The organism is Pseudomonas sp. F-14 TE3623 (genome assembly GCF_053629015.1).
Genome location: NZ_JBRJHM010000001.1, coordinates 923,518 through 942,586 on the forward strand (window position 1 = coordinate 923,518; position 19,069 = coordinate 942,586).

The following is a 19,069-nucleotide window of genomic DNA, read 5'->3' on the forward strand; positions in this document are numbered from 1 at the left end:
GGTACGTTTCTGTTGTTTGGGTCGGTCAGCCAACGTCCCGAATCAGCCGCCAGGCCTCATCCACCGACAGTGGTTGTTTCATCCGTTCGGCGAGCATTGCCATGGTCCGCTCCTGATCGCAGGCAACGGCCGCCGCCACCACGCCGTTCTTGCCGAACAGGCCGATAAACGGTGGATGGTCTGGGTCGCCCTTGAACTCGACCTCGTCCCAGGCTTCGGCGTGTCCGAGGTAGTCGTAGTTTTTGCCGAAGTGCCAGGTCCAGAAATACGGCACGTCGAGGTAGCGCTCATCGCCGCCGAGCATATTCGCCGCCGCAATTCGCGCCTGTTGCTGGGCCAGGCGCCAGTGCTCGATCCGTTGGGGCTGGCCGTTGAGCGGGAAGGTCGCAATGTCGCCGACGGCCCAGAGCCCGTCGGTCACGCGCATTCCGCCATCCACCTTCAGAGACTGATCCTTTTCTTTTGGCAGATCGGTAAACGGGGTCGTTGCCGGGGTGACGCCAATGCCGACCAACACCAGATCTGCCGGCAAGCGCTGACCGTTGTCCAACAGCACCGCTTCGACCTTGCCTGTGCCTTCGATCTGCGCGGCTTCGCCATCGGTATGAAACACCACGCCATTGGCCTCGTGCAGGGCACGAATTGCCTTGCCGACGGCATCGCCGAATTGCGCCTCGAAAGGGATGGCATGGCGGGCCAGGACAGTGACCTCCAGGCCGTACTGACGCAGGGAAGAGGCGGACTCCAGAGCAATGAAACTGTCGCCAACAATCACTGCCCGTTGACCGGGTTTGGCGGCTGAAAGAATCTGCAGCGCCTGCGCTTTCGAACGCAATACGAACACCTGTGGCAGATCGGCGCCAGGCAGTGAAAGATGATTGGGTGCGCCGCCGGTGGCGATCACTGCGCCGTCATAGCTCAGCGATTGACCATCGGCCAGGCGCAGAGTCCGGTTCGGTGCATCCAGGCCCATCACATCGCTGTTTATCCGTTCAATGCGCTGTTCACGATAAAAATCTTCATCCCGCAGAGGCGGAACTTCGTCCGGTGGCATCTCCCCGGCAATCACGAATTTGCTCAATACCGTACGGTCGTAACCGGCCTCGGGCTCGCGGTCGATCAGCAACACCCGGCCGCCGAAGCCTTTCTCCCGCAATGCCGCTGCACACGCTGTTCCTGCAGCACCGGCACCGATGATCACAAAGGTTCGCTTATCGTCCGCCGGTGGGGTGCTCGCGGTGGGCATCGGCTGGTCATCGACCCAGACCTCATCGTCGCGGACTTCAAGCGGGTAGCGCCGCAGACTGTCCAGGGACGGTGGCTCGCATAACGCGCCGTCTTCGAGCCGATAGGCTGCCTTGTGCCACGGACAGATCAGCCGCCCATGACACAACGCACCTTCGGCCAGCGGTGCTCCGGCGTGGGGACATTTGCCCTGATAGGCGCGCAATTGATCGCCGACCCGCAGCAAGACGATTTTCATCTTGTCGATCCGGACCTCAAGGCCACGGTCTTGGGGCACATCGGCGAAACGGGCGACGCGATGCAGTGCCATGATCGATCTCCAGGCAGGTGTTTCACTTAGGAGTTTGGCGCCTTTTCCGAGGTTCAGCCAATTCCCGCTGCCACCGCACGAACGGTCCGGCTATAGTTTGCCAGCCGACGATGGCCCCACCCCGCACAAGGTGCTCCGGTATGACCCGATTGACCTCTTTGAAACCTTGGCTGGCGGCCATTGCAGTCGCCCTTTGTGTGCAGTTTCCGGCACAGGCCCAAGAGCGTTTCACCCTCAGCATTCCCGGCGTTTCGGACAATCGCCTGTTCACGTCGGTGGCGGCCAGCGATGCCAACGGTTGCGGCGGCAAAAACCAGTCTCCGGCCCTGAGCTGGAACGCCGGCCCTCCGGACACCCTCAGCTACGCCATCGTCATGCACGACCCGGACGGCCAGAAAGGCCTGGGCGTCGATCACTGGATTCATTACGGCATCAAGGCCACGACGCACCAGATCCCGGCCGGCGTCGGCGCCAAATCCGCCCTCGAAGGCGTGGGCGGCAGCAACAGCAAAGGTACCACCGGTTACATCGGTCCTTGCCCGCCCATCGGCGACAGCTCCCACCACTACCTCATTCAGCTTTACGCCCTGGACCTGGCGCCAGACGCCTTGCCTGCCGGCCTGACCCGCGCGCAGCTGATGGAGCAGATCAAAGGCCATGTGCTGAAAAACAGCAGCGTGGTGCGGCGTTATCACCGCTGAAGATTTTTTTGGTGAGTTAACCCGAAGCTGACGGGCTGTCCGTCTCAGAGGATGAATGAGTCAATTTCTTCCTGAGGTCAGCCCCCATGTCCCTCTCTCTGCACTACCTCTGCCCGGCCGCCCAGGGTTTCGCCGCCGGGTTGCTGCTGGCCATTGCCGGTTGCGGCGCTTCATCCACGTCAGACTCTAAGATAGACAGCCCGGCAGCGGTTGCGCCTCCGGTTCAAGGTGCGCTGAAAACTGAAGCGTTGGTGCGCGAGGCGGTCATGGCGGATACCGCGCAGGCCAAGCGCAGCGCGCGACCGGCACCGTCGGCCGCTTTCGCGCCCATGCCGGCCGGTGAAGTTTATCCACAGGGCTATCGGGATGAGCAGCGGGAGCAATATCAGGCGCTGGCGGATAACCCGATTCACAGCGTGATCGAGGCGCCGGTCTCGACCTTCAGTGCCGATGTCGATACCGGCGCTTACGCCAATGTCCGGCGCTTGCTTAATCAGGGGCGCTTGCCTCCCGAAGGGGCGGTGCGGCTGGAAGAAATGGTCAATTACTTCCCCTACGATTACGCCTTGCCCACCGATGGCTCGCCGTTCGGCGTGACCACCGAGTTGGCGCAATCGCCCTGGAACCCCCATACCCGCTTGCTGCGCATCGGCATCAAGGCATCTGATCGCGCGGTGGCGGAGCTGGCCCCGGCGAACCTGGTGTTTCTGGTGGACGTGTCCGGCTCGATGGACCGTCGCGAAGGCTTGCCCATGGTCAAAAGCACGCTGAAATTGCTGGTCGATCAACTGCGCGAGCAGGACCGGGTTTCGCTGGTGGTGTATGCCGGAGAATCGCGCGTGGTGCTGGAGCCGACTTCCGGACGGGAAAAAGCGAAAATTCGTACCGCCATCGATCAATTGACTGCGGGCGGCTCGACCGCCGGAGCGTCGGGTATCGAACTGGCTTATCAACTGGCGCAACAGGCGTTTATCCCCAAAGGCATCAACCGCATCCTGTTGGCCACCGACGGTGACTTCAACGTCGGCATCAGCGACTTCGACAGCCTCAAACAAATGGCTGTGGATAAACGCAAAACCGGCGTGTCCCTGACCACCTTGGGTTTTGGTGTGGATAACTACAATGAACACCTGATGGAGCAACTGGCCGATGCTGGCGACGGCAACTACGCCTACATCGACAACCTGCGCGAGGCGCGCAAAGTACTGGTGGATCAGCTCGGCTCGACCCTCGCGGTGGTGGCGAAAAACGTGAAACTGCAGGTGGAGTTCAACCCGGCGCAGGTCAGCGAATATCGGCTGCTGGGTTATGAGAATCGCGCCTTGAAGCGTGAGGATTTCAGCAACGACAAAGTCGACGCCGGAGAAGTCGGCGCAGGGCATACGGTGACAGCGTTGTATGAAATTGTGCCCAAGGGTGAGAAGGGCTGGCTGGAACCGCTGCGCTATGGCAATCCTGCGGCCGATGTTTCCGCAAAAACCGGTGAATTGGCGATGCTGCGAGTGCGTTATCAGTTGCCGGAAGGTGGGAATAGTCGCTTGATCGAGCGGCCGATCCTGAGAGGGGAGGCCGGTAAACTGTCGGCAGCCAGCAATGATCTGCGCTTTGCCGCGGCCGTCGCTGCCTTTTCCCAGCAGCTCAAGGACGGGCGTTACACAGGTAATTTCAGCCTCAAGGACACCGAAACCCTGGCCCGTGGCGCACGAGGCGATGATCAATTCGGCCTGCGCAGTGAATTCGTGCAATTGGTGGAGTTGGCGCAGAGCCTGCGAACCCCGACCGCCTCGAATCAACAGCCCAACGACAACCGGATAGAGTGAAAGAGGCCAGCGCTGACATGTCCGATTCTGCAATCAGCTCAGCCGCCGGCAGCGACGAATCGCTGCTGGCGCGCTACCGCTCCGGCGACGGGCCGGCGTTCGAAGTTTTGTACGCCCGCCACCGTCAGGGCCTTTATCGATTCCTCCTCGGCCTCAGCGGTAAACCCGAACTGGCCGAAGAGGTGTATCAGGAAACCTGGCTGAGCCTGATCCGCAGCACCAGTCAGCCACAAGGCCGGGCGAACTTTCGTACCTGGCTCTACCAGATTGCCCGCAACCGACTGATCGATCACTGGCGCAAACACGGAATCCACAACCCCTTGCACGACAGCTATGACGAACAAACCCACGCCCTGATCGATAACGCGGCCGATCCCGAACAACTGCTGAGCCTGAGCCGCGACGGTCAACGCCTCGAAGCCGCCCTGCAAACCCTTCCTGCCGACCAGCGCGAAGTGTTCCTGCTGCGCGCCCACGGCGACCTCGACCTGCCGCAAATCGCCACCCTCACCGAAACACCGCTGGAAACCGTTAAAAGTCGCTTGCGCTACGCCCAGCAAAAACTGCGTCGGCTGCTGGCCGAGGAGGTACTGACATGACTGACGCCCCAAAAACACCGTCATCGCCTGACGATGAAGTGCTCAAGCATTTTCGCGACCACGCAACCGGCGAACCACCGGCGCATCTCGATGCCTTCATCCTCGCCACCGCACACCGCGAAGCCCCGGCACCGAAGCCGAACCTGTGGCAACGCTGGCTCCGCGCCTGCCAGCAGCCTCGCTGGCAAGTGGCATTCGCCAGCCTCGTCGGTGTGGCCCTGATGTTGGCGCTGGTGCAGCGCACGCCGGAACAACTGCCGAGTTATGACTTCGCCCCTGCGCCCAAAGCCTCCGCCCCGGCCGCCAAACCGGAAGCCGCTGCCCGCTCCCAGGCGGCACCGACCAGCGCTATATCCGCGCCGGCGCCTGCTGCGCCCATGGCGGAGTTCTCGGCACCGATGCAGCGCGAGTCGATCAACAGCGAAATGGCAGACGAGGCCAAAGTCAGTAAACGCTTAGCCGCGCCGGCCAAGTCATTGGATGATCAATTACGTGAAGTGATACGCCTGCAAGAGACCGGTCAAACCCAAGCCGCCGAGGCGCTGCTGACGACATTGCACAAGCGCTTTCCCAAGGAAGACCTCACTGCAAGACTCAAGGATTTGCAGAAGAAATGAGGTGAGCAGCGGTCGGCAAATTTGGCATCGACACCCGAAAGCGCGCACTATCGGCCTATAGCCGATGCGTTGGAGGATGCCGTGGCACAAAAAATCGACCGCATCGCCCAAATGCTCAACTGCCCGGTGAAGGGTGAGGAATTACGGCGAGCAGTGACTGAAAGTCGTAAGGAGTTTCTGCTGGCGAAGCAGGCAGAAGAAGCGCTTGAGGAAGACGTTCTTGATGATGAGTTGATCGAGGATGAAGAGGATGATGATTACGACGAGTTTGACTGGACGAAAGAATGAAAAAACCGCTTCAGCGACCCGTTGCCGTTCTCAACCATAACCGTCCTGCTGCTCACCCTTTGCCACACACGGCCTATCAGCAACGAGCCGTAGAAATACGTGAGTCTATTGGCGTCAGCCGTAATGACCCACGTCCGGCTATTCCTGCCGAAACACTATTTGCCGAGCTTGATGCGCTCATTGATGAGGTTGAAGCAGAGCGTAGCCGCCCTTGAAAACACTCACTCAAAAATTGCAGACCCCGAAAAATCGGGGCCTGCAATTTTTTGGGTGAGTTGCCGCTATTCTGCGGCTTGTTGCGTCGTCGACTGCGGTGGTCGCGTCAAAACTTTCACCACATCATCAATCACAGCCTTACCCATCGCCGTCAAATAGTGTGCGGCCCAGGCATGGCGGTCGGTGTCTTTTGAGTAGGCAGCGTCCTCAGCAAATGACTTGGCCAGAAACAACAGGTCGGACGCCTGCGCCAACGCTTCGCTGATGGGTACACCACCGTTCACTCGAAACAGCGGTTCAACAGAGCAGTAGTGGAAGGGGGTGAAACCGATGGTTTTCAGTTCAGATTGGTCAGTCATTGTCACCTCCATTGACGGAGGTGCGGTGGAAGCGTGATTCAAGATAGCGTTGAGGGGTGAACCGAATTTCGTACGGATTTGTATTGCGCATGGTCTAGCTCCTTGACGAGGAACTGCTACTTTTTCGTTACCAAGCGAATAGGTGGCAGCTGTGCGCAGGTTGGTAAACCGGGAGTCAAGGAATCCGGCACGCCCGAAGACGTCCCACGCACAGCCGCCATAACTCAAAATTGCGGGCGTAAAAAAACGCCTGCAAATCTAATGGGGGCGCTGTTGCGCTTAACTCTCGGGTTACCAAGCCCGGTCGCTGAATTGGCAGCGACGGCAGAAGGGTAACGCGCAGGCTGATCTCCTGCAACCTCCGAGGGTCGTAGGGATTTTCCTCAGAATCAACCGGAAGAGGGATGATTCTGAAGGAGACGACTTCGAGGACGATGAGATTGGGGACGACGATCTTGACTGGGGGGCACCCTGGCAGTTGTTCGGTTAAACCGAACAACTGAATTTTCCACCAGCTAGCCCTGAGTTACGGAGGTGTGCACAAAAAAGCGCCAGACCTTAAGATCTGAGGCTTTCTCGTTTTTGCGTATGGCCAGGCGTCGTTTGAACTGGAGGCAGTGAAGCCCGTTTTGTATGGGCTTCAGTTGTGGTGTTTCGGTTAGACGTACGGTTTGAGCAGGTGCGGATAATTTGGGACTTTGTCTGGAAAGCAGTACAGCACGCGGCCTGCTACTCAGAACCTACTGCATGAACCAAGGGACTTCGGATTGGTTAACCGTTCCACTGAATGCTGACAGGCTCAGTGACGATTTTTTTGTGAGATGCTGCACAGTGCCTCAATACCTAATCTTTCACCTTCTGTCTCTTTCAAGGTCCGGCGCTGTTCGGCATAGAGTTCATATTCCGCCCGCGCTTTTTCCTCTGCGGTCTGTTTACTGATTTGCCCCGCACCTTGTAGAACCTCACGACTGTTGAACTCCAGAAACTGGTCCAGCTTCTCCTGCCAGTCCCGCAGAAAAATCTGCTTGCGCATCAATGCCTGATCTTCTGCGAAATCCAGCCACATGGTAACGATGCGATTTAGAGCACTGATTTCCTCTTGATTGAGGTAATTCTTGGCGATCGTGACATCGTTTTTGCGTACTTCATCCCCTTTGAAGCTGGTCAAGCCCATATTCAGCTTGGTGGCGTCAACGCGCTGGACAATCAACTCGGCAGCTGTCAGGCCGGTGCTGGCGAAGTGAAGTTTGTTTTGGATGATTTGGAAGAACGCCGTGGTCTCCCTGTTCGATGGCGCATAATCGGCAGCCATCGCGAAAATATCCCTTACCCTTAAGTAGACCCGTCGCTCGCTGGCGCGAATGTCTCGAATGCGTTCAAGCAACTCGTCGAAATAATCGGGTACTTGCGAGTGGCCCACTGGCGGGTTTTTCAACCGTTCGTCATCCATCACGAAGCCTTTCACCAGATACTCCTGAAGTATCTGTGTGGCCCACTGACGGAACTGAGTACCGCGTTTGGAGCGAACCCGGTAGCCCACCGCGAGAATCAGCGGCAGGCTGAAATATTTGACGTTGTAAGGTTTGTTGTCGGTGGCAGTTGTTCGGTAAAACCGAACAACTGAATCTTCCACCAGTTCACCCTCGGCGAAAATGTGGCTGATATGCCCGCTGATGGTGGCTTTGGCCTTGCCATACAGTTCACAGATCATCGCCTGGGAGAGCCACAGCGTATCGGCCCCGAAGCGACATTCCAGGCGTACCTGACCGTCAACACTTTGAAACAGCAACAGCTCGCCTTGGGGGGCCGTAGGAAAGTCGGCGTCGTTCTGATCAATCATCTGGGCGCTCCACGATCAGCTCTGGTTAGTCTATGCGTCGGCTGGAAAAGAGTTCAAAGCGGTTTGACACAGTGTGTCGGAAATCAACCACCATCATGAACCCGATTGTCGTGAGTTTATGTTTCCAAGTGCCGTCATTTCATGGATTTCGAAGCAACAAAAAAGCCCCAGACCCTGCGGGTCTGAGGCTTTCTCGTTCTTGCGTATGGTGCACCAGGCGGGATTCGAACCCACGACCCCTGCCTTCGGAGGGCAGTACTCTATCCAGCTGAGCTACTGGTGCAATGCGGGCGCCATGATACTCATATGCACTGCGGGCGTCCATGCTGCTGAATCGCCTGCGGTTTTCGAAAGCGTAACCTGCGTTTGCTACGCTGATCTGAAAAAATAGGCAAATGCGGCGTTTTCGTTCTTTTTTTCGAACAGGCTATTGTCCTTTACCCCCTTTGATCCTAGGATTCGTTTGAGATTTCAAACGCTCTTGTCTGGGTGCTGAACCGCACGAGTTCGATTTGTGCGCTATTTATGTGCTTCAGCCCGGTGAATGATTTCCCTGACGGCAGCCTATAAGGCGCCTTTCTACAATCATAATTCGCTCCGCGCGTGCCGCGGTGCTGTTAAGGAAAGCCGACATGCAGCTTAAAGACACCCAGTTGTTCCGCCAGCAGGCCTTTATCGATGGCGCTTGGGTCGATGCGGACAACGGTCAGACGATCAAGGTCAACAACCCGGCAACGGGTGAAATTCTGGGCACTGTGCCGAAAATGGGCGCTGCCGAAACCCGCCGTGCAATCGAAGCCGCGGACAAAGCGCTGCCGGCCTGGCGTGCACTGACCGCCAAGGATCGCGCGAACAAGCTGCGTCGCTGGTTCGAGCTGATCATCGAGAATCAGGACGACCTGGCTCGCCTGATGACCCTCGAGCAGGGCAAGCCATTGGCTGAAGCCAAGGGCGAGATCGTTTACGCCGCTTCCTTTATCGAGTGGTTCGCCGAAGAAGCCAAGCGCGTCTACGGTGACGTGATTCCGGGCCACCAGCCAGACAAGCGCCTGATCGTGATCAAGCAGCCGATCGGCGTGACCGCAGCGATCACCCCGTGGAACTTCCCTGCCGCGATGATCACCCGTAAAGCTGGCCCGGCCCTGGCCGCCGGTTGCACCATGGTGCTCAAGCCTGCTTCGCAAACTCCGTTCTCGGCTTTCGCCTTGGCTGAACTGGCCCAGCGTGCCGGTATTCCGAACGGCGTGTTCAGTGTTGTGTCCGGCAGCGCCGGCGACATCGGCAGCGAGCTGACCAGCAACCCGATCGTACGCAAACTGTCCTTCACCGGTTCGACTGAAATCGGTCGTCAGCTGATGGCTGAATGCGCCAAGGACATCAAGAAAATCTCCCTGGAACTGGGCGGTAACGCGCCGTTCATCGTGTTCGACGACGCGGACCTGGATAAGGCCGTCGAAGGCGCGATCATTTCCAAGTACCGCAACAACGGCCAAACCTGCGTCTGCGCTAACCGCCTGTACATTCAGGATTCGGTCTACGACGCGTTCGCCGAGAAGCTGAAAGTGGCCGTGGCCAAGCTCAAGATCGGTAACGGTCTGGAAGACGGCACCACCACTGGCCCGCTGATCGACGAAAAAGCCGTGGCCAAGGTTCAAGAGCACATTGCTGACGCCGTCGGCAAAGGCGCAATCGTGCTGTCCGGTGGCAAGGTGATGCAAGGCAACTTCTTCGAGCCGACCATCCTGACCAACGTGCCGAACAACGCTGCCGTGGCCAAGGAAGAAACCTTCGGCCCATTGGCGCCACTGTTCCGCTTCAAAGACGAAGCCGACGTGATCGCGATGTCCAACGACACCGAGTTCGGTCTGGCCTCGTACTTCTATGCTCGCGACCTGGGCCGTGTGTTCCGTGTAGCTGAAGCCCTGGAATACGGCATGGTCGGCGTTAACACCGGGTTGATCTCCAACGAAGTCGCGCCGTTCGGCGGCATCAAGGCGTCGGGCCTGGGCCGTGAAGGCTCCAAGTACGGCATCGAAGATTACCTGGAAATCAAATACCTCTGCCTGGGTATCTAAGCTCGGCCCGGCAAGGCATTGCTTCAAGCGCAAAGGGCACGAGAGCGCTGTCCCTTTGCGACGCTTCAAACGGAATTTTCTCTGTGGCCGGGAAAGCTGTGGCAGTCGATCATCGCATGCTGCCGTAGTTGCCTCCCCGCCGCATTTTCCTTGAACCACGCCGCCCGATGAGCGGTGAATGAGGACACTATGAGCAAGACTAACGCATCCCTGATGAAACGCCGCGAAGCCGCTGTACCGCGCGGTGTTGGCCAGATTCACCCGATCTTCGCCGAGTCCGCGAAGAACGCCACCGTGACCGACGTTGAAGGTCGCGAGTTCATCGACTTCGCCGGCGGTATCGCTGTGCTGAACACCGGTCACGTGCACCCGAAAATCATCGCCGCCGTCACCGAACAGCTGAACAAGCTGACCCACACCTGCTTCCAGGTGCTGGCCTACGAGCCGTACGTGGAAGTGTGCGAAAAAATCAACGCCAAGGTGCCAGGTGATTTCGCCAAGAAAACCCTGCTGGTGACCACCGGCTCCGAAGCCGTGGAAAACTCTATCAAGATCGCCCGTGCCGCTACTGGCCGTGCCGGCGTGATCGCGTTCACCGGCGCTTACCACGGTCGCACCATGATGACCCTGGGCCTGACCGGTAAAGTCGTGCCTTACTCGGCCGGCATGGGCCTGATGCCAGGCGGCATCTTCCGCGCGCTGTACCCGAACGAGCTGCACGGTGTGAGCATCGACGATTCGATCGCCAGCATCGAGCGCATCTTCAAAAACGACGCCGAGCCGCGTGACATCGCTGCCATCATCATCGAGCCGGTTCAGGGCGAAGGTGGTTTCTACGTCGCGCCTAAAGAGTTCATGAAGCGTCTGCGCGCCCTGTGCGATCAGCACGGCATTCTGTTGATCGCTGACGAAGTTCAGACTGGCGCTGGCCGTACCGGCACTTTCTTCGCCATGGAACAGATGGGTGTTGCCGCCGACCTGACCACCTTCGCCAAATCCATCGCCGGCGGTTTCCCGCTGGCCGGTGTGTGCGGCAAGGCCGAATACATGGACGCTATCGCTCCAGGCGGCCTGGGCGGTACTTACGCCGGTAGCCCGATCGCTTGCGCCGCGGCCCTGGCTGTGATGGACGTGTTCGAAGAAGAACACCTGCTGGATCGTTGCAAAGCGGTCGGCGAGCGTCTGGTGACTGGCCTGAAGGCCATCCAGGCCAAGTACCCGGTCATCGGCGAAGTGCGTGCCCTGGGCGCGATGATCGCGGTCGAGCTGTTCGTCGACGGTGACAGCCACAAGCCGAACGCAGCTGCTGTAGCATCGGTTGTGGCCAAGGCGCGCGACAAGGGCCTGATCCTGCTGTCGTGCGGCACCTACGGCAACGTTCTGCGCGTACTGGTACCGCTGACCTCGCCGGACGAGCAACTGGACAAAGGCCTGGCGATCATCGAAGAGTGCTTCGCCGAGCTCTGATTGAATTGTGATCTGATCGACAAAAAACCCGCCTCGGCGGGTTTTTTTATGCCGCTTGAAACCATCAGGGGCAATTGAGCTGTATCGAATGGCCATCATTGACTAAGGTGCAAGCATTGCCGTTGGAGTGTGCGATGACTGCTGTGGTGTTACCCGCTGTACCTCGTGTGCTGATTGCCGAGGCCGACCCCTGGTCTCGCGATCTGCTCAAGCAGGTGTTGTTGAATGTGCGCTGCGACGCACGGCTGGACCTGTGTGCCGATGGCCAGGAGGCACTGCACCTGTTGGCGGAAAATCCTTACGACCTGGTGATCGTCGACTGGGAGTTGCCTGGCGTCGATGGCCTGAACGTCTTGCGCAGTGTCCGTCAGCGCAAACGTAATCCGCCGCTGCCCTTCATCCTGATGAGCAGCCGCAACGACAGCGCCAGCGTACGTGAAGTCTTGCCCCTGGCGCCCACGGCGTACCTGACCAAACCCTTGAACATGGAAAGCCTGACCCAGCGCCTGCAGGATTTGTTGCTGAACGCCGGTGAAGAGGTGTCGTGTGAGGTGCCGTCATTGGCGCCAGGCATGACCTTGTCGGTGTACCTGGAGCGGCGGCGCGAACTGGCGGAAGGTGCACCGTTGATGACCGATGTGCAGGTGGCGATCAAACGTAGCCTCAATCCCAATGGCCTCGATCTGACGCGGCTGGAAGACGAAATCCGCACCGACCCGCAAATCACCGCTGTCTTGATCGCCGCCGCCAACAGCGCCGCCCAGCATCATGGCGTCGCCGTGCAAACCTTGGCTCAGGCGCTGCACCGCTTGGGCACCGGGCAAAGCATGAACCTGATTCTTGGCCTCGCCCTCAAGCGCAGTGCCCGGCTCAGCGATCCGCAGCTGGCGGACTATGCCGAGCGTTATTGGGAGTTGTCCCTGCACACCGCCGAATACGCGCGAACGCTGGCACGCTTGCTGGATCTGGATCAGGCGCGCTGTTATTGCGCGGGCATGCTGCATTGCCTCGGCGACCTGGCGTTGCTGCGCTGTTTGCAGGAGTGGAAGCAGGCCGGCGGTGAGCTGGATGAATGGGAAGAAGTTGGCGATGCCCTGGCCGAATTCGGCGCGGCCTATGGTTCGGCGCTGCGGGCCCGCTGGCGCCTGCCTCTGGAGTTGCGAGAGCTGATTGCGGCGGTGTACCAGCTCGGTGGCGGGGTTTACTCCCGCGAGGCGCTGGTGATGAACATGGCCGCCCAGTTGGCGCGCCTGACCGAGCATGAGGGGATCGAAGCGTTATCCAAAAGCCGGACGGCGCGGTTGCTCAAGATCGGATTGCCGGAGCTGATGCGTTTGCGCAAGAAGTGAATCTGACACGAAACCCTGTGGGAGCGGGCTTGCTCGCGAAAGCGATGTGTCAGCCACATTTATGCTGACTGACACACCCTCTTCGCGAGCAAGCCCGCTCCCACATTTGGTCTGTGTTGGGCCGATCAGCCAGAGATAATCCGGTTCTTGCCCTGGCGTTTGGCCTGGTACATCGCCGCATCGGCGCGGGCGAACAGGGTGTCGATGCTTTCATCCTCGTGCGTAAGGCTGCTTAGGCCTTGGCTGACGGTGATGCCGAACGTCTGGTCGTCATGGCTGAAGCTTAACCGCTGAATTTCCCGTTGCAGACGCTCGGCTACTTGCATGGCCATGTCTGGTGCACAGCCGGGAAACACCGCTGCGAATTCCTCACCGCCGATCCGTCCGAACAGATCACCACGCCGCAGCGCCGCGCGACCGCTCTCGGCGATGCATTGCAGCACCTTATCGCCTTCCTGATGACCATAGGTGTCATTGACCACTTTGAAGTCATCGATATCGAGCAACAGGAACGCCATCGGCGCGCCGTTCAACCGCGCTTGCTCGAATTCGTGATGGGCGCATTCGAAGAAGTGTCGGCGATTGCTGCTTTGGGTCAACACATCGGTGCTGGCCAGGCGCTGCAGCTCGGCTTCCATCTGCTTTTTCTCGGTGATGTCTTCGGCAATGCCGACGATGATCACTGGTTGGCCCGGCTCGGCCTGACGGTTGATGAAGCACTTGTCGCTGAGCCAGCGCACCTGGCCGTCGGCGGCGATGATGCGGTATTCGCGATCTTCAACGGCGCCTTTGACCAGCACTTGGGCGAGGCTGCGCTCGGCATAGTCCAGATCGTCGGGATAGACGCTGTCGCGCCAGTGGTTGAAGTCGGACAGCAACAGACCGGCGGGGCGGCCGAAAATCCGGTCATAGGCTGGGCTGACGTAGAGCACCTGACGGGTTTCCCAGTTGAATGCCCAAAGCACGGCGTTGACGCTGACCAGCAGAGAGCTGAACAGCTGTTCGCGTTCGCTCAGGCGTGCCACTTCACCTTGGGCATGCATCAGCGCCATCAGCGTTTGCGCGGCCTCGGGCCACTGCGGAAGGGATGTGTCTTGTAGGCTTTTATTAACCATCGGCACAAATCTCAAAGGGCGTGCCGCTATGTCGACAGCGGCCGGGAACAAAGCCCGCCTGGATGGCGAAGTGTCTTTGAGATAGGGGATTTGGAGCGAAGTTCCCGCTTGGGGGAAGGGGCCCGCTGGGCGGTATGGCAGCTTGAATTGACGACGCGTTTTTACGGGTGAGACGCGTCGTCAGGTTTTGCGTCTGCTGCGCAGCCGAACGGGGGCAAGCCCCCTCGCCACAGAGGATCAGGCGTTGGCAGGGCGCAGGGAGTAGGTTTTCAACTGGTCGGCGAAATCACGCAGGGATTGAATCCCGCTGGCCTCGGCCTCGTGTACCCAATCCTTGATGGCAGCCAGCATGTCGTGACCATTTGAGCTGGTCTTGACCCAGATCTGCTGCAAGGCCAGACGTTTTTCGTAAATTACCTTCAGCGCCTGGCTGTGCTCGAGCATGGTCTGGATGCGCATATGGTGCTTGTCGTCCAGCAGGCTGGTTTCCCGCGAGAGCAAACGCTTGGCCCGGTGGAACTGGTGACGGACCGAGTGATCGACCTTTTCCAGCTCTTGCTTGACCAGCGGCGCGATCACCAACTTGCGGTACTGGGCCATGATCTGGAAGCGGTTGTTGAGGATCGCCATGGCGGTGTCCATGTCCAGGCTGCCTTTGCCTTCGACACGGTGGGCGATGGGCGCGACCCGCTGGACCTTGGCCAGACGCAGGAAGCTGAAGACCTGGATCCAGGCCCAGCCGAGGTCGAATTCCCATTTCTTCACCGACAATTTGGCGGAGTTAGGGTAGGTGTGATGGTTGTTATGCAGTTCTTCGCCGCCGATCAGGATGCCCCAAGGCACCAGATTGGTGGCCGCATCGCGGCATTCGAAGTTGCGGTAGCCGATGGCATGGCCCAGGCCATTGACCACGCCGGCGGCCCACACCGGAATCCACATCATCTGGATGGCCCAGATGGTGATACCGATGGTGCCGAACAGCAGCAGGTCGATGACGCCCATGATCGCCACGCCCAGCAGCGGGAAGCGGCTGTAGAGGTTGCGTTCGATCCAGTCTTCGGGGCAGTTTTTGCCGTAGATGCGCAGGGTCTCGGGGTTTTCCGCTTCGGCGCGGTACAGCTCGGCGCCTTTGCGCAGAACGGTGGACAACCCCTTGATGACCGGGCTGTGCGGGTCATCGACGGTTTCGCATTTGGCGTGATGCTTGCGGTGGATAGCCGTCCACTCGCGGGTGTTCTGCGCGGTGGTCAACCACAGCCAGAAGCGGAAGAAATGTTTCAGGCCGGCATTGAGCTCAAGCGAGCGATGGGCTGAATAACGATGCAGATAAACCGTGACGCCGACGATCGTCACGTGGGTCATCAGTAGGGTGACTGCCACCAGTGACCAGGGCGATAAGCCAAGAAAACCTTCGTACCACATAGCCTATAGGACCCTCGATAAAGAAAAAAACAGCCGTTGCATTATCACTTAGCCCACAGATAAAACCAGTCGCCCTTTCAGATAAGAGTGGCTGGATGTTTCTTTAATCTATAATTCCAGCCTTTTTGTAGGGACATGGACGCTCTAATGCCAGCCACCTATCGCGATGCTTTGCGTGCAGCGCTGCTCTATCTGGTGCTTTCCGTAGCCTGGCTCCAGTTTAGTGGTTATTTACTGAACAGGTTCTTCGATAGTTCCACCGACCTGCTGCGCTGGCAACTGATCAACGGTTATGCCTGGGGGGCGTTCAGCGCCGGGCTGATCTTCATTGCACGGGTACGATTGTTTCGCTGCCTGGGCGTGGGCGCCAAATTGCATGAGCGCAATGCAGACCGGGAGCGGTTGCGTCAGGCGGCAGCGGTGTTCGATTGCACCCGTGAAGGGGTGCTGGTCACTAATAGCAAAGGGTTGATCATCCATGTGAACCGGGCGTTCATGGAAATCACCGGCTACCAGCGCGAGGAAGTGCTGGGTCAGCGACCGAATATGTTCAAATCGGGCCATCACTCGCCGGGTTTCTACCAGGCGATGTTCGCGGCACTCGACTGCCTCGGCGAGTGGAGCGGGGAAATCTGGAACCGTCGTAAAAGCGGCGAGATCTACCCGCAATGGCAGACGATCCGCCTCATTCGCGACGATCAGGGGCACCTCAGCCAGTACGTTGCGGTGTTTTCCGACATCAGCGCGATCAAGAACTCCGAGCATGAATTAACGCACCTGGCCCATCACGATCCGCTGACCGATCTGCCCAATCGCCTGCTGCTTACCGACCGTGTCGGGCAGGCCGTGGCTTCGGCGCAGGTCCATAAGCGCGGTTGCGCGTTACTGATGATCGACCTCGATCATTTCAAGTTGATCAACGACAGTCTCGGCCATAGTGTCGGTGATCAACTGCTCAAAGCCGTGGCTGAGCGCCTGAGCGCCTTGTTCGGCTCGGGTATCACGCTGGCGCGGCTCAGCGGTGACGAGTTTGCGGTGCTGGCTGAAAATTGCCCGCAACCGGGACATGCCGCAGCGCTGGCTCAGCGGATTTCCGATGGCCTTAAAGAGTCGTTCCAGATCGATGGGCATCGACTGTTTATCAACGCCAGCATCGGCATCAGTCTGTTCCCCAGCGATGCCTTGAGCGCCGAGCAATTGTTGCGCAATGCCGACTCGGCCCTGTTCAAGGCCAAGAGCGCGGGCCGCGACGGCTACGCCCTCTACACCGAAGAATTGACCGCGCATGCTCAGCAACGTGTGGAGATCGCGTTCCAATTGCGACGCGCGCTGGAGCAGCAGGAGTTGCGGGTTTATTACCAGCCCGTGCATGACCTCAAAACCAGTCGCCTGATCGGCGTCGAGTCCCTAGTGCGCTGGGAGCATCCGCAACGCGGTTTAATATCGCCGGCAGAGTTCATCCCCATCGCCGAACGCACCGGACTGATCGCCGAGATCGACGCCTGGGTCATGCGCCAGGCCTGCCAGCAGATGTGCCAGTGGCAAGCGGCGGGCGTGGTGTTGTCGTTTGTCGCGGTGAACGTTTCTTCTCGCCTGTTCGCCCGGCGCGAGTTGTATCAGCAGGTGGCTCAGGTGCTGCACGACACGGGCCTGGATCCGGCCTATCTGGAGCTGGAGGTCACTGAAAGCGCAGTAATGGAAGACCCGGAAGTGGCGCTGGAGCAGATGCATCGTTTGCGCGAGTTGGGCGTGCGGCTGGCCATCGATGACTTCGGCACAGGCTATTCATCGTTGCTGCGACTCAAGCGTTTGCCGGTGCAAAAGCTCAAGATCGATCAGGGATTTGTCGCGGGCTTGCCGGGTGATGAGGACGACGCGGCGATCGCGCGGGTAATCATTGCACTGGCTCAGAGCATGGGGATGCAAGTGCATGCCGAGGGGATCGAGCAGGTCGAGCAGGCGGCTTTCCTGCTCGAGCACGACTGCGATTTGGGGCAGGGGTACTGGTTTGGAAAGCCAGTGCCGGCGGCATTATTGGATTGGGCCCGGGCGCCAACGATTGGATGAGCGCTTGATCTGCTTTTTGTGGCGAGGGGGCTTGCCCCCGTTGGGTCGCGTAGCGGCCCCCAATTTTTGCGTCTGCTACGCAGCCGAACGGGGGCAAGCCCCCTCGCCACAGGGTTTTGTGCGCCCCTTGTCCCCCGCAAACCCTTGCCTTATCAATTAATTCATTATGGTTATATAAACATTCTTAAATAGTCTTTTTAAGAATATCAGCGCCTATCTACTATTGCCCCTACGCCGTAAGCAGTGCCCGCCACTGCCAGGCATCTCTCATTAAAGGAGCAGCACCATGAGCGCATCCCTACGTAGTGTTGACGGGCAGGACGAAGCCACCATTTTGCGTGAGATCCAGAGCGCCTTGCGCGATCTGCGCTTTGGTGCGGTGGAAATCACTGTGCACAACGCCCAGGTGGTTCAGATCGAACGCAAAGAGAAATTCCGTTTGCAGAACCCGAACAACAAACCGAGCTGAAGCGAAAGATCAAAAGAACAGGCAACCCGTTCCAGACCATAAGAAAAAGCCAACACATCAAGAATTCCAGGAGCTTTCACCATGTCGTCGATTCGTCATTTTGCTTTGGCCGCCCTGGCCAGTGCCCTTTTTGCTGGTTCCGCGGTTGCCAAGGATTACGAGCTGCTCAACGTGTCGTATGACCCGACCCGTGAGCTGTACCAGGAGTACAACGCCGAGTTCATCAACTTCTGGAAAAAAGACCACGCTGGCGACAACGTGAAAATCCAGCAGTCCCACGGTGGTTCGGGCAAGCAGGGCCGGGCGGTGATCGACGGTCTGCGGGCCGACGTGGTGACCCTGGCTCTGGCCGGTGACATCGATGAAGTCGCCAAGCTGGGCAAGAGCCTGCCGGTCGACTGGCAGAAGCGTCTGCCGGAAGCGAGCACGCCTTACACCTCGACCATCGTGTTCCTGGTGCGCAAGGGCAACCCGAAAGGCATCAAGGACTGGGGCGACCTGACCAAGAACGGCGTGGAAGTCATCACCCCGAACCCGAAAACCTCCGGCGGCGCACGCTGGAACTTCCTCGCGGCCTGGGCCTATGGCCTGAAAGCCAACGGCGGTAACGAGACCAAGGCCAAAGAGTACGTGCAGACCCTGTTCAAACACGTGCCTGTGCTGGACACCGGTGCTCGCGGCTCGACCATCACCTTCGTCAACAACGGTCAGGGCGACGTGTTGCTGGCCTGGGAAAACGAAGCCTTCCTGGCGTTGAAAGAAGACGGCGGCGCCGACAAGTTCGACATCGTCGTGCCTTCGCTGTCGATCCTGGCCGAACCACCAGTGGCCGTGGTCGACAAGAATGCCGAGAAAAAGGGCAACACCGAGATCGCCGAGGCGTACCTCAAACACCTGTACAGCCCGGCCGGCCAGGAAATCGCGGCAAAAAACTTCTATCGTCCACGTGACAAGGATGTGGCCGCCAAGTACGCCAAGCAGTTCCCGACACTGGAGTTGGTGACCATCGACAAGGACTTCGGTGGCTGGAAAACCGCGCAACCGAAATTCTTCAATGACGGTGGCGTGTTCGACCAGATTTATCAGGCGCAATAACCTGAAATGGATCAG

17 protein-coding genes and 1 tRNA gene are annotated in these 19,069 nt (G+C 58.9%); 12 read left to right on the forward strand and 6 right to left on the reverse strand.

Translation table 11 applies throughout. From position 1 onward, the window contains the following. Positions 1-25: 25 nt before the first annotated feature. The gene (locus AB7M29_RS04185; RefSeq protein ID WP_454246389.1) at positions 26-1,555 is read right to left on the reverse strand and encodes an FAD-dependent oxidoreductase; all 1,530 of its coding nucleotides are present in this window, start codon (positions 1,553-1,555) and stop codon (positions 26-28) included. 140 nt (positions 1,556-1,695) lie between these two features. On the opposite strand from AB7M29_RS04185, the gene AB7M29_RS04190 reads away from it, so the two are divergent. The 6 genes from AB7M29_RS04190 (at position 1,696) to AB7M29_RS04215 (ending at position 5,795) form a co-directional block, all read left to right on the forward strand. Then, on the forward strand, positions 1,696-2,256 hold the full coding sequence (locus AB7M29_RS04190; RefSeq protein ID WP_454246390.1) for a YbhB/YbcL family Raf kinase inhibitor-like protein: 561 nt from the start codon (positions 1,696-1,698) through the stop codon (positions 2,254-2,256). 86 nt (positions 2,257-2,342) lie between these two features. Beyond that, on the forward strand, positions 2,343-4,076 hold the full coding sequence (locus AB7M29_RS04195) for a vWA domain-containing protein (protein ID WP_454246391.1): 1,734 nt from the start codon (positions 2,343-2,345) through the stop codon (positions 4,074-4,076). A gap of 17 nt (positions 4,077-4,093) precedes the next feature. Then, positions 4,094-4,675 carry an RNA polymerase sigma factor gene (locus tag AB7M29_RS04200; protein WP_217855065.1) on the forward strand — a complete coding sequence of 194 codons (582 nt, stop codon included), beginning with the start codon at positions 4,094-4,096 and terminating at the stop codon, positions 4,673-4,675. Then, complete coding sequence (locus AB7M29_RS04205) at positions 4,672-5,292, forward strand: hypothetical protein (protein ID WP_454246392.1); 621 nt, start codon at positions 4,672-4,674, stop codon at positions 5,290-5,292. The genes AB7M29_RS04200 and AB7M29_RS04205 overlap by 4 nt, the downstream gene beginning before the upstream one ends. A gap of 21 nt (positions 5,293-5,313) precedes the next feature. Continuing rightward, on the forward strand, positions 5,314-5,580 hold the full coding sequence (locus tag AB7M29_RS04210) for a hypothetical protein (protein WP_454246393.1): 267 nt from the start codon (positions 5,314-5,316) through the stop codon (positions 5,578-5,580). Beyond that, positions 5,577-5,795, forward strand: a complete 219-nt coding sequence (locus AB7M29_RS04215; RefSeq protein WP_225922943.1) for a hypothetical protein — start codon at positions 5,577-5,579, stop codon at positions 5,793-5,795. The genes AB7M29_RS04210 and AB7M29_RS04215 overlap by 4 nt, the downstream gene beginning before the upstream one ends. 66 nt (positions 5,796-5,861) lie before the next feature. On the opposite strand, the gene AB7M29_RS04220 is transcribed toward AB7M29_RS04215, so the two are convergent. The 3 genes from AB7M29_RS04220 to AB7M29_RS04230 all read right to left on the reverse strand — a co-directional run bounded on the left by AB7M29_RS04220 (position 5,862) and on the right by AB7M29_RS04230 (position 8,278). Beyond that, the gene (locus tag AB7M29_RS04220; protein WP_454246394.1) at positions 5,862-6,155 is read right to left on the reverse strand and encodes a DUF3077 domain-containing protein; all 294 of its coding nucleotides are present in this window, start codon (positions 6,153-6,155) and stop codon (positions 5,862-5,864) included. Between the two features lie 799 nt (positions 6,156-6,954). Next, positions 6,955-7,995, reverse strand: a complete 1,041-nt coding sequence (locus tag AB7M29_RS04225; protein ID WP_454246395.1) for a virulence RhuM family protein — start codon at positions 7,993-7,995, stop codon at positions 6,955-6,957. 206 nt (positions 7,996-8,201) lie between these two features. Further along, a tRNA-Arg gene (locus tag AB7M29_RS04230) sits at positions 8,202-8,278 on the reverse strand. A gap of 349 nt (positions 8,279-8,627) precedes the next feature. Here AB7M29_RS04230 and gabD point away from each other — a divergent pair. The 3 genes from gabD to AB7M29_RS04245 all read left to right on the forward strand — a co-directional run bounded on the left by gabD (position 8,628) and on the right by AB7M29_RS04245 (position 12,886). Continuing rightward, positions 8,628-10,070: an NADP-dependent succinate-semialdehyde dehydrogenase gene (gene gabD / locus AB7M29_RS04235; protein WP_454246396.1), complete on the forward strand. Its 1,443-nt coding sequence runs from the start codon at positions 8,628-8,630 to the stop codon at positions 10,068-10,070. A 189-nt stretch (positions 10,071-10,259) separates the two neighbouring features. After that, positions 10,260-11,537, forward strand: coding sequence for a 4-aminobutyrate--2-oxoglutarate transaminase (gene gabT / locus AB7M29_RS04240; protein WP_454246397.1), 1,278 nt, complete (start codon positions 10,260-10,262; stop codon positions 11,535-11,537). 134 nt (positions 11,538-11,671) lie between these two features. Further along, positions 11,672-12,886 carry a response regulator gene (locus tag AB7M29_RS04245; protein ID WP_052962926.1) on the forward strand — a complete coding sequence of 405 codons (1,215 nt, stop codon included), beginning with the start codon at positions 11,672-11,674 and terminating at the stop codon, positions 12,884-12,886. 125 nt (positions 12,887-13,011) lie between these two features. Here AB7M29_RS04245 and AB7M29_RS04250 read toward each other — a convergent pair whose 3' ends face one another. Next, entirely contained in the window at positions 13,012-14,001 is a 990-nt protein-coding gene (locus AB7M29_RS04250) for a GGDEF domain-containing protein (RefSeq protein WP_217855080.1), read from the reverse strand. A 237-nt stretch (positions 14,002-14,238) separates the two neighbouring features. Then, complete coding sequence (gene desA / locus AB7M29_RS04255; RefSeq protein ID WP_007899628.1) at positions 14,239-15,423, reverse strand: delta-9 fatty acid desaturase DesA; 1,185 nt, start codon at positions 15,421-15,423, stop codon at positions 14,239-14,241. A gap of 147 nt (positions 15,424-15,570) precedes the next feature. Between desA and dibA the strand changes: the two genes are divergently transcribed. The 3 genes from dibA (at position 15,571) to AB7M29_RS04270 (ending at position 19,054) form a co-directional block, all read left to right on the forward strand. Then, the gene (dibA, locus tag AB7M29_RS04260; protein ID WP_454246398.1) at positions 15,571-17,490 is read left to right on the forward strand and encodes a phosphodiesterase DibA; all 1,920 of its coding nucleotides are present in this window, start codon (positions 15,571-15,573) and stop codon (positions 17,488-17,490) included. Positions 17,491-17,776: 286 nt separating this feature from the next. After that, on the forward strand, positions 17,777-17,959 hold the full coding sequence (gene oscA / locus AB7M29_RS04265; protein WP_052962923.1) for a sulfur starvation response protein OscA: 183 nt from the start codon (positions 17,777-17,779) through the stop codon (positions 17,957-17,959). 81 nt (positions 17,960-18,040) lie between these two features. Then, positions 18,041-19,054, forward strand: a complete 1,014-nt coding sequence (locus tag AB7M29_RS04270) for a sulfate ABC transporter substrate-binding protein (RefSeq protein ID WP_217855084.1) — start codon at positions 18,041-18,043, stop codon at positions 19,052-19,054. The last annotated feature ends 15 nt before the right edge of the window (positions 19,055-19,069 follow it).

Excerpts from the sequence above, each read along its gene's own strand:
- oscA (WP_052962923.1), top strand. The coding sequence starts at position 17,777 with ATGAGCGCATCCCTACGTAGTGTTGACGGGCAGGACGAAGCCACCATT.
- AB7M29_RS04205 (WP_454246392.1), top strand. The coding sequence starts at position 4,672 with ATGACTGACGCCCCAAAAACACCGTCATCGCCTGACGATGAAGTGCTC.
- gabT (WP_454246397.1), top strand. The coding sequence starts at position 10,260 with ATGAGCAAGACTAACGCATCCCTGATGAAACGCCGCGAAGCCGCTGTA.
- AB7M29_RS04195 (WP_454246391.1), top strand. The coding sequence starts at position 2,343 with ATGTCCCTCTCTCTGCACTACCTCTGCCCGGCCGCCCAGGGTTTCGCC.
- AB7M29_RS04200 (WP_217855065.1), top strand. The coding sequence starts at position 4,094 with ATGTCCGATTCTGCAATCAGCTCAGCCGCCGGCAGCGACGAATCGCTG.
- desA (WP_007899628.1), bottom strand. The coding sequence starts at position 15,423 with ATGTGGTACGAAGGTTTTCTTGGCTTATCGCCCTGGTCACTGGTGGCA.
- AB7M29_RS04215 (WP_225922943.1), top strand. The coding sequence starts at position 5,577 with ATGAAAAAACCGCTTCAGCGACCCGTTGCCGTTCTCAACCATAACCGT.
- AB7M29_RS04250 (WP_217855080.1), bottom strand. The coding sequence starts at position 14,001 with ATGGTTAATAAAAGCCTACAAGACACATCCCTTCCGCAGTGGCCCGAG.
- AB7M29_RS04220 (WP_454246394.1), bottom strand. The coding sequence starts at position 6,155 with ATGACTGACCAATCTGAACTGAAAACCATCGGTTTCACCCCCTTCCAC.
- AB7M29_RS04225 (WP_454246395.1), bottom strand. The coding sequence starts at position 7,995 with ATGATTGATCAGAACGACGCCGACTTTCCTACGGCCCCCCAAGGCGAG.
- AB7M29_RS04270 (WP_217855084.1), top strand. The coding sequence starts at position 18,041 with ATGTCGTCGATTCGTCATTTTGCTTTGGCCGCCCTGGCCAGTGCCCTT.
- AB7M29_RS04185 (WP_454246389.1), bottom strand. The coding sequence starts at position 1,555 with ATGGCACTGCATCGCGTCGCCCGTTTCGCCGATGTGCCCCAAGACCGT.
- dibA (WP_454246398.1), top strand. The coding sequence starts at position 15,571 with ATGCCAGCCACCTATCGCGATGCTTTGCGTGCAGCGCTGCTCTATCTG.
- AB7M29_RS04245 (WP_052962926.1), top strand. The coding sequence starts at position 11,672 with ATGACTGCTGTGGTGTTACCCGCTGTACCTCGTGTGCTGATTGCCGAG.
- gabD (WP_454246396.1), top strand. The coding sequence starts at position 8,628 with ATGCAGCTTAAAGACACCCAGTTGTTCCGCCAGCAGGCCTTTATCGAT.
- AB7M29_RS04190 (WP_454246390.1), top strand. The coding sequence starts at position 1,696 with ATGACCCGATTGACCTCTTTGAAACCTTGGCTGGCGGCCATTGCAGTC.